9 protein-coding genes are annotated in these 9214 nt (G+C 71.5%); 6 read left to right on the forward strand and 3 right to left on the reverse strand.

Translation table 11 applies throughout. The annotated features are described in order from the left end of the window. Nucleotides 1–144 precede the first annotated feature (144 nt). Entirely contained in the window at nt 145–1344 is a 1200-nt protein-coding gene (locus tag ABT008_RS06605; protein ID WP_350694239.1) for a helix-turn-helix domain-containing protein, read from the reverse strand. 325 nt (nt 1345–1669) lie between these two features. Between ABT008_RS06605 and ABT008_RS06610 the strand changes: the two genes are divergently transcribed. Together ABT008_RS06610 and ABT008_RS06615 are read left to right on the forward strand one after the other, a co-directional pair. Next, nucleotides 1670–2881, forward strand: coding sequence for a helix-turn-helix domain-containing protein (locus tag ABT008_RS06610; RefSeq protein WP_350694241.1), 1212 nt, complete (start codon nt 1670–1672; stop codon nt 2879–2881). Nucleotides 2882–2892: 11 nt separating this feature from the next. Continuing rightward, nucleotides 2893–3420: a GNAT family N-acetyltransferase gene (locus ABT008_RS06615; protein WP_350694243.1), complete on the forward strand. Its 528-nt coding sequence runs from the start codon at nt 2893–2895 to the stop codon at nt 3418–3420. Here ABT008_RS06615 and ABT008_RS06620 read toward each other — a convergent pair. Further along, nucleotides 3417–4325, reverse strand: coding sequence for a 5'-3' exonuclease (locus ABT008_RS06620; RefSeq protein ID WP_350694920.1), 909 nt, complete (start codon nt 4323–4325; stop codon nt 3417–3419). The two genes, ABT008_RS06615 and ABT008_RS06620, sit on opposite strands and share 4 nt — an antisense overlap. Nucleotides 4326–4419: 94 nt before the next feature. Between ABT008_RS06620 and ABT008_RS06625 the strand changes: the two genes are divergently transcribed. From ABT008_RS06625 to ABT008_RS06635, 3 genes are all read left to right on the forward strand, one after another. Beyond that, nucleotides 4420–4800, forward strand: a complete 381-nt coding sequence (locus tag ABT008_RS06625; RefSeq protein ID WP_350694244.1) for a VOC family protein — start codon at nt 4420–4422, stop codon at nt 4798–4800. A 137-nt stretch (nt 4801–4937) separates the two neighbouring features. Then, complete coding sequence (locus ABT008_RS06630) at nt 4938–6080, forward strand: acyl-CoA dehydrogenase family protein (RefSeq protein WP_350694245.1); 1143 nt, start codon at nt 4938–4940, stop codon at nt 6078–6080. A gap of 64 nt (nt 6081–6144) precedes the next feature. After that, nucleotides 6145–6651 (forward strand): Lrp/AsnC family transcriptional regulator, encoded by a 507-nt coding sequence (locus tag ABT008_RS06635; protein WP_350694246.1) that lies wholly within the window; start codon nt 6145–6147, stop codon nt 6649–6651. Here ABT008_RS06635 and ABT008_RS06640 read toward each other — a convergent pair. After that, complete coding sequence (locus tag ABT008_RS06640) at nt 6581–7192, reverse strand: histidine phosphatase family protein (RefSeq protein ID WP_350694248.1); 612 nt, start codon at nt 7190–7192, stop codon at nt 6581–6583. The two genes, ABT008_RS06635 and ABT008_RS06640, sit on opposite strands and share 71 nt — an antisense overlap. A 202-nt stretch (nt 7193–7394) precedes the next feature. Here ABT008_RS06640 and ABT008_RS06645 point away from each other — a divergent pair, with 202 nt between their 5' ends. Next, nucleotides 7395–9068, forward strand: coding sequence for an ABC-F family ATP-binding cassette domain-containing protein (locus ABT008_RS06645; RefSeq protein WP_350694250.1), 1674 nt, complete (start codon nt 7395–7397; stop codon nt 9066–9068). The last annotated feature ends 146 nt before the right edge of the window (nt 9069–9214 follow it).

Below are 9214 nucleotides of genomic sequence, written 5' to 3' on the forward strand. Positions count from 1 at the left end.
CGGTGGCTGCCGGGCAGTCCGGCGGCACACGGCAGATCGGGCAGGTGCCGCTGGGCGTGGGGTGATGGTCGCGGAGGGTCCGCCGGGCAGTGATGGCGAGTCGGTTGAGAATCTGGGCCAGGGACAGGAACGGCGCGGTCATGCTCAACCCACCCCGAGAGTGGTGGCGAGCCGAATGATCGGCATCGGAATGTCCGGGTGTCGGATCATCTGGGTCAGCAGGTCTCGGGCGGCAGGCCGGTGCCGCACCTCGGCCGGTGCGGTCTGATCGGCATCGAGGAGGATCCGGGCGGCGTGGGCCGGGTCGTCGCCGTGAAGATGGGCGCGGGTAGCGTCGAGCAGATACGCGGCACGGTGCTCTGCGGGCAGCCACCGCCAGCCATCACGGCGTACGACCTCCTGGTGCAAGGTGGCGGCCTCGCCCGAGTCGCCCAACTCCAGCGCCGCCACCGCCCGCGCTACGGCGACTGCGGTAGGTCCGAAGGCGGTGTGATGATGGTCGTGGCCGTCGCCCACCCGGGCAGCCAGGTCGGCGGCCTCGTCCAGCAGGCTTGCCGTGGCGCGCTCGTCCCCCTGCCGAGCCGCTGCGAGGGCGGCCTGCACGAGCAGCGTGCCGCACAGCGACAGTTGCGCCGGCTGGTCGCCGTCGAGGTCGGCCCGGACGATGCGGTACGCGGCTGTCCGCATTGCCGACACCGCCGAGCCCGACCGGCCGGTGGCACGTAGCACCTGCCCTAGCTGAACCGCCGCAGCGGCGACCAACTCCGCATCGTCGGTGGCGATGGTCATTGCGCGGTCGACGGCCAGCCAGCCCAGCTCGCCTTCGCCGAGTTTGACGAGCAGGGCGGCCGTCACCCGGTACGCCTCCACCAGTGCGATCCGCCCCGATCCCGGGTCGAGGACGTAGCGGCACTGCGCCCCGACCAGCAACTCCGGCAGCCCACTGATCAACTGCGGGTACCGCGCGTGCTGGTAGGTGGTCCACGCATGCCCGGTGCTGCGGGCCACGTGAGCTGCCGAGGGTGCTTCCCGGACCGCCGCCCGGCGACCGAGAGTCATGTCGTACGTCGACAGTGCCGCCCGAATCCGCTGCACACCCTCTGCTCGTACGTCGACAGCGGAGCGCTGACGGTCACGACCGAGCAGTGTGGCCTGGTCGATCCGGAGCACTGCGGCAACCTCTGCGATCGTGGATACCTTGTCCAGTGATCGAACGCCACGTTCGACCTTGTCGACCCAACTCTTCGACTTACCCAACCGGTCGGCGAGCACCTGCTGAGACATCCGCCGCCGCCCCCGCCAGTACGCCACCCGCCGGCCGATCGGCAACAACTCGCTACCCATTGTCGTACGGCACCCAGTGCACTGACGTGCCAGGGGCGATGGCTGAATCGACTCGCATTCGTACTCCCTTGTTGCCTGAATCGAAGGGGCTGCGGGATCGCATCGCCGCCAGACTGGAGACCTCCGTGCAGACGTCGCGATCCCGCAGCCCGAGGGACTACCGCAGGCCGCCGGCCTCGACATCGATGTCAGTGACCGTCGGCGCGTTATCCCAGCCGGTCCGCCCGGCCCGTCGGGGGACCTACACGCAGCCTTGTCGCTACTCTGCGTGTGGGGTAGGTGTGAGCAGTGGGCCCACACAATTGCCCACATCGCGGGGATGCCGATGGGACGCTTTGGGGAGACACTGAAACAACACCGGCTCGCCGCCGGGTTGTCGCTACGCGCCTTGGGTTCGGCTGTTCGTCTCGACTTCTCCTACCTGTCTCAGGTGGAGCGGGGCGTAAGGCCGCCGACCCGGCCACTCGCGGAAGCGTGCGACGACGCGTTGGGCGCGGGCGGTGCGCTCGTGCAGGCGTGGCAGCGGCAGGCAGGTGAGACCGACATGCGGAGGCGGAAGGTTCTCGGCGCGATGGGTGCCCTCGCCGCAGCACCGGCCGTGGCACCGCTCGTCGGCCTGGAAGCTCTCCGTCACGGCTTCGGTGTCGCCGCTGGGCACGCCGATGAATGGGACAGGATCGTCGAAGACTACGGCTACGACTACTACCGGCTGCCCGCAGACCAACTGGACCGCCAGCTCACCGTCGACATGACCGTCCTGCAACATCAACTCGCGGCGGCTGACGGGCCCCAGCGGGCAGGGTTGTTGCGGGCCGCGTCGAAGCTCTCACTGATGGTCGCATTCGGAATGGTCGCCGCAGGTCAAGGCTGGGCAGCCGCCCGATGGTGGCGGTCGGCGCGCGAACTCGCGGACAAATCCGGCGACCCGGACTCGGTCGTGGCGGGGTGGGCGTGGGATGTCGTCAATGGCTGCTACGACGGCCGGGACCCCAACACGGTCGTGCAAATGTCCGATCAAGCCCTGCCGCTGGTGCATCAGCGGGCGTCGGCGGCTACGTGCGGCCTACTGGCCGGACGGGCACAGGCGCTTTCCCTGGCCGGCCGGCATACGGAAGCAGTCGCCACAGTCGAACGGCTATCGGACCTCGCCTCTCAGCTACCCACCCCCGTGATCACCGATGTGGAATCGGTCTGGGGCTGGCCGGAACACCGGCTGCATTACACGGCGTCGTGGGTGTTCACCCACGCTGGTCGGTTCGCCGACGCGAAACGGGCGCAGTCCCTGGCGCTCGCCCTGTACCCGCAGTCTCAGGCGCGGCTCCGCGCTCAGGTGCAGTTGCACCAGGCGGTCTGCCTGATCCGCGAAGGCGACATCCCTGACGGGCTGCGACTCGCCGCAGACCTACTCGACGCGTTGCCGGGCGAGCACCGCAACGAGCTGCTACTGACGGTGGCCCGTCAAGTGGTGGACGCCGTTCCGGGGAGTGAGCGTCGGCGGCCCGCGTACGGGGACCTGACCGCCATCGTCGGCGCATAGGGCTGCGGGCCGTGGCCGTGACCTACAGCCTCCACACCTCGATAACGCCTGCACAAGTTCACACCCTCGCCGACCTGTACGGCATCGTCTATGCGGAGCCGCCGTACGAGGAGGGTCCGGAGGAAGTGGCCGGATTCCGCAAGGGTCTCCCCGAGGAGGCGCGTCGGCCCGGCTTCACCCTGATCACGGCCCACGACCAGGGTGTGTTGGTGGGTGCCGCGTACGGGTGGACGATGGGATCCGGGCGCTGGTGGAGTCGCGCCGGCCAGGACCCGCCCGCCGACGTGCGCGAGGTGGACAAGTTCGCGGTGATGGAGTGGATCGTGCGCCCGGAGCAGCGCGGTCGGGGCGTGGGTGCGGAGTTGATGCGGCGACTACTCGCTGCCCGGCCGGAGCCGGTGGCGACGCTCGCGTCGAATCCGCGTTCGGCTGCCCGCACCATCTACGCGCGAGCGGGCTGGGTGCAGGTGGGCGATACGGCGACACCGTGGGGTGCCCGCATGGACCTGTTGGTGCTGAGGACGTCGGCCGAGCGCTAACCCGTCGTGGTGCGGTTGGCGAGGGCGTCGACCAGGCGGCGGGTGGAGCCGGCCAGGTTCCACCGCTCGGCCAGCTCGATCAGGCGCTCCGGTTGGGCCGGTGCGGCGGGCAGCTCGGTGGGCAACGACGGCAGCGGCACGTCCAGGGCGACCCGGACGACCTTCGGTGCCACCGCCAGGTAGTCGCGGGCGGCGTCGAGCTTGGTGCGTAGGCCGGGCGCGAAACCGGAGGCCGGATCGTCCAGCGCGGCCAGGATGCCGGCGATGTCGCCGTACCGCTCGATCAGGCGGGCGGCGGTCTTCTCGCCGACGCCGGCCACGCCCGGTAGCCCGTCGCTGGGGTCGCCACGCAGCGCGGCGAAGTCGGCGTACCGGTCGGCGGCCACCCCGTAGCGGGACCGGACGGCGTTGTCGTCGCAGTCGTCCAGCTTGGCCACGCCCCGCCCGATGTAGAGCAGGCGCACCCCACGGGCGTCGTCGACGAGCTGGAACAGGTCACGGTCACCGGAGACCACCTCGACCGGCCCGGGTTGGGTGACCGAGAGAGTGCCCAGCACGTCGTCGGCCTCGTATCCGGCCGCGCCGACCACGGTGATGCCGAGGGCGTCGAGCACGTCCAGGATCATCGGCACCTGCGGGCTGAGAGTGTCCGGCACCACCTCGCCGCCCTCGGGGGCAACCCGGTGCGCCTTGTACGACGGCAGCAGCGCGACCCGCCAGTCCGGCCGCCAGTCGTGGTCCATCGCGCACACCATCCGCCCCGGTCGCCGGGTGCGGACCAGTTGGGCGAGCATGTCGAGGAATCCGCGTACGGCGTTGACCGGCTGGCCGTCGGCGGTCCGCGCGGCCGACTCGGGGATGCCGAAGTAGGCCCGGAAGTAGAGACTGGGCGCGTCGACGAGCATGATCGGGGTCTGCTGTGCCACGCCCGACAGCCTGGCACATCCCACCGACGTTCGCGGCGGACGGCACGTCGACGGCGCAACCCAGGAGGACGCGATGACCACGACGACCCGACTCGCGCTGACCACGGTCAACCTGGACACGCCCGACCCGGCCGCGCTGTCCCGCTTCTACGCGCGACTGCTCGGCTGGAGCATCGAGGTGGAGGAGGCCGACGACGTCATCCTGCGTGCGCCCGAGGGCGGCGTGGGCCTGTCCTTCCAGCGCGAGCGGGCGTACGTGCGGCCGACCTGGCCGGCCGAGCCGGACCGGCAGCAGATGATGATGCACCTGGAGATCGGGGTCGAGGACCTGGCCGCCGCCCTGGACCACGCGTTGGCCTGCGGTGCCACGCTGGCCGAGTTCCAGCCGCAGGACGACGTACGGGTCTGCCTGGACCCGGACGGTCACCCGTTCTGCCTGTGGCTGATGGACTGACCCGGGCCGGTCGGCTCGTCGACACGACCACACCGTCCGTGCCCGTCACCCGAACGAACGTTAAGCTGGGCGGGTGGGAGCCAGAAGCTGCCACGGCGTACGACGGCTCAACACCATCCCACGGAGCTCATCGCGCTATGACTGTCGACCGGATCCTGCCCACCGAAGAGGCCCACGACCTGCTGGAGTTGGCCACCGAACTCGCCGACCGCGAGCTGGCCCCGAAGGCCGTCGAGTTCGAGCAGCGTGCCGAGTTCCCCCGCGAGCTGCTGCGCACCCTGGGCCGGGCCGGTCTGCTCGGTCTGCCCTATCCGGAGGAGTACGGCGGCGCCGCCCAGCCGTACGAGGTCTACCTCCAGGTGCTGGAGATCCTGGCGAGCCGCTGGCTGGCGGTCGCCGAGGCGGTCAGCGTGCACACGCTCTCCTGCCACCCGGTCGCCACGTTCGGCGACGACGCCCAGCGCAAGCTACTGCCCGACATGATCGGCGGCGAGCTGCTCGGCGCGTACTGCCTCTCCGAACCGCAGGGTGGGTCGGACGCCGCCGCGCTGACCACGAAGGCGGTCCGCGACGGCGACGCGTACGTGGTCACCGGCACCAAGGCCTGGATCACCCACGCCCAGGTGGCCGACTTCTACAACGTCTTCTGCCGCACCGGCGGACCCGGCGCCCGGGGCATCTCCTGCCTGCTGCTCGACCGGTCCACCCCCGGCATCCACCCGCAGGCCGCCGAACGCACCATGGGACTGCGGTCGTCGCCGGTGGCGCAACTCGCGTTCGACGACGCCCGGGTGCCGGCGGACCGGCTGATCGGCGGCGAGGGAGCCGGTTTCACCATCGCCATGTCCGCCCTGGACTCCGGTCGCTTGGGCATCGCCGCCTGCGCGGTGGGGCTGGCCCAGGCGGCGCTGGACTACGCGGTCGGCTACGCGCGGGAACGTCGCCAGTTCGGCCGCTCCATCATCGACTTCCAGGGCCTCGGCTTCACCCTCGCCGACCTGGCCACCCAGATCTCCGCAGCCCGGGCGTTGACGCTCGCCGCCGCCCGACTGCGCGACGCCGGTCGGCCGTACTCGATCGAGGCGGCCAAGGCGAAGCTGTTCGCCACCGACATGGCGATGCGGGTCACCACCGACGCGGTGCAGGTGCTCGGCGGTGCCGGGTACGTGGCCGACCACCCGGTGGAGCGCTACATGCGGGAGGCCAAGGTGCTTCAGATCGTGGAGGGCACCAACCAGATCCAGCGTCTGGTGATCTCCCGGGCCCTGGCCAAGGAGTGACCGCACGTGATCCCCGGTGGTTTCGTCGTCGCGCCGACCGGTCTTTCCCGGTAGGTTGCACGCCGTGGAGGAGATCGACCGGGCCATCGTCGCCGCGCTGACCACCGACGGCCGGCAGTCGTACACGGATCTCGCGGAAAAGGTGGGCCTGTCCGTCTCGGCGGTGCACCAGCGGGTACGCCGGCTGGAGCAGCGCGGTGTGGTCAAGGGCTACACCGCGCGGGTCTCGTTCGAGGCGCTCGACCTGCCGTTGACCGCGTTCGTGGCGATCCGGCCGTTCGACCCGTCGCAGCCGGACGACGCCCCGGTGCGGCTCGCTCACCTGCCCGAGATCGACTCGTGCTACTCGGTGGCGGGGGAGGACTTCTATCTGCTGCTGGTGCGGGTGGCCGGTCCGGTCGACCTGGAACGCGTACTCCAGGAGATCCGGACCGCGGCGAACGTCACCACCCGCACGACGGTGGTGCTCTCCACCCCGTACGAGGGGCGGCCGCCGAAGATCAGTGGCGAGCCGTCGAGTCGCCCCCGGCCGCGGGCGGCGGGGGAGGCGGCTGGTTCCACCGGAGGATGACCCGCCGGCCGTGCTCGTGACCGAGCACGCTCATGGTGGCGGTGTCCAGCCGGAGCAGCCCACCGGCCGACGGCGGCAGGCCGATCCACCGGGCGCCCAGCACGCGCAGCGAGTGCGCGTGCCCGACGATCGCGACGGAACCCCGCTCCAGCAGCGGATGCACCGTGGCGAGCAGCCGGTCCAGGCGTTCGCCGACCTCGCTCGGCGACTCCCCGCCGGGGCACCCGTCGGTCCACACGTTCCAACTGGACCGTTCGTCGTGGATCTCGGCGGTGGTCCGTCCCTCGTACTCGCCGTAGTTCCACTCGGCCAGATCCTCGTCGGTGCTGGTGACGGTCAGCCCGGCCAGTTGCGCGGTGAGCAGCGCCCGGCGGCGCGGGCTGCTCAGCACCGCGACGAACCGCCGGCCGGCGAGCGCCGGACCGAGCGCGCGGGCCTGTCGCTCGCCGTCGGGGGTCAGCTCCAGGTCGGTGTACGAGGTGTGCCGGCGACTGGCGCTCCAGGTGGTCTCGCCATGCCGGACGAGCAGGATCTCGCTCATGTCCTCAGTCAATCAGGATGTGCTGCATGGGTTAGGATGGGGGCATGAATTGCCGCGCCTTCACGATGAAGCCCTGGTTCCGCCGCTGACGGCGGCAGGGTTGACCGGCTTCTTCTAGATCCGCTCTGTTTCGCCGTCCTGGTGTTCCCGCCGGGCGGCCTGATCGCGCTGCCCGGCTCCACGACGAGCCGAAGAGCGCAGAGTGAACAATCTTGAACTGAACCCCACCCAGGACGCGACCCCCGGCCTGCCGGCCGGTGACCGGGCGCATGTCCGGGCCGAGGGCGTACGCGTGGTGCTGGGCGGACGGGTGGTGCTGTCCGACGTCAGCGTGACCGTCTCCGCTCGTTCGCGGCTTGCCGTGGTCGGCGAGAACGGCCGGGGCAAGACGACCCTGCTCCGGGTGCTGACCGGGGAACTCACCCCGGACCAGGGCACGGTGGAACGAACGGGCACGATCGGCGTGGCCCGGCAGGCGCTGGAGGCGCGCAGCGGCGAGACGGTCGGCACCCTGGTCGCCGCGGCGATTCGGGAGTCCCAGGAGGCGGTGCGGGCGCTGGACGAGGCGGCCGTGGCGCTGACTGAGGGCCGCCCCGGCGCGGACACCGCGTACGCCGTCGCCCTGGACGCCGCCACCCGGCTGGACGCCTGGGACGCGGAACGCCGCGTGGACGTGGCGCTGGCCGGTCTGGACGCCTGCCCGGACCGGCAGCGCCCGCTGTCGACGCTGTCGGTCGGCCAGCGCTACCGGGTCCGTCTGGCCTGCCTGTTGGGGGCACGACACGACCTGCTGATGCTGGACGAGCCGACCAACCATCTCGACGCCGACAGCCTGGCCTTCCTCACCCTGCGACTGCGTCAGCACGCGGGCGGCGTGGTGCTGGTCAGCCACGACCGGGCCCTGCTCGGTGACGTGGCCGAGGAGTTCTTGGACCTCGACCCCAGCGAGGACGGCCGCCCACGGGTCTTCGCCGGTGGATACGCCGGCTGGCAGGAGGGCCGTCGGCGGGAGCGGGAACGCTGGCTGCACGACTTCGAGGCCCAGCAGGCCGAACACCAGCGGCTGGCCGACGCGGTGAACGAGGCGCGGCAGCGGCTCAGCACCGGTTGGCGGCCGGAGAAGGGCCACGGCAAGCATCAGCGCCAGTCCCGCGCTCCCGGCGTGGTGCAGGCGTTGCGCCGCCGTCAGGAGGACCTCGACGCCCATCGGCTCACCGTGCCCGAGCCGCCGCTGCGGTTGCGCTGGCCCGAGCTGCGGACCAGGGCCGGGGTGCCGTTGCTGCGCTGCGACGACGTCACGGTGGCCGGGCGGCTGCACCAGCCGGTCACGCTCACCCTGGACGGTGGGGAGCGGCTGTTGGTGACCGGGCCGAACGGGGCCGGCAAGTCGACCCTGCTCGAGGTGCTCGCCCAGAACCTGGAGCCGTCCACCGGCGCCGTCCGGCACCTGGGGCGGGCCCGCGTCGCGTACCTGGGGCAGGAGGTGCCGGCCTGGCCGCCGGCCGCGCTCGCCCGCGACCTGTACGACCAGCACGTGGGTCGGCTCCAGTCCGCAGGGCGGCTCCGCGAGGGCGACCGCCTGCCGCTGGGCGCGACGCACCTGCTGGACCGGGAGGCATTGCGTACGCCGGTGGGCCGGATGTCGCAGGGGCAGCAGCGGCGGCTGAACCTGGCCCTGCGGCTGGCCGAGCTGCCCGACCTGCTGATCCTCGACGAGCCCACCAACCACCTCTCGGCGCTATTGGTGGACGAGCTGACCGCCGCGCTGCGGGAGACCCCGGCGGCGGTGGTGGTGGCCACCCACGACCGCCAGATGCTCACCGACCTGGCGGACTGGCCGATCCTGTCGCTGCGAGCCGCCGAGGAGTCGCCCTGAGGTGCGAGCCGGGCACCCGACAGCGCGGGTGATGCCGGTTGACGCTGTCGCCGCGACGAAGCCCTCGGCCGAGGGGGGTGTTAGCGCGGTAAAGCCCCCTTAGGCCCCGGCGGCCCCGTAGTAAGACGTCCCACAACCCCCCCCCC

The sequence above is a fragment of the Micromonospora sp. NPDC002389 genome (assembly GCF_040296095.1).
GTDB lineage: Bacteria > Actinomycetota > Actinomycetes > Mycobacteriales > Micromonosporaceae > Micromonospora.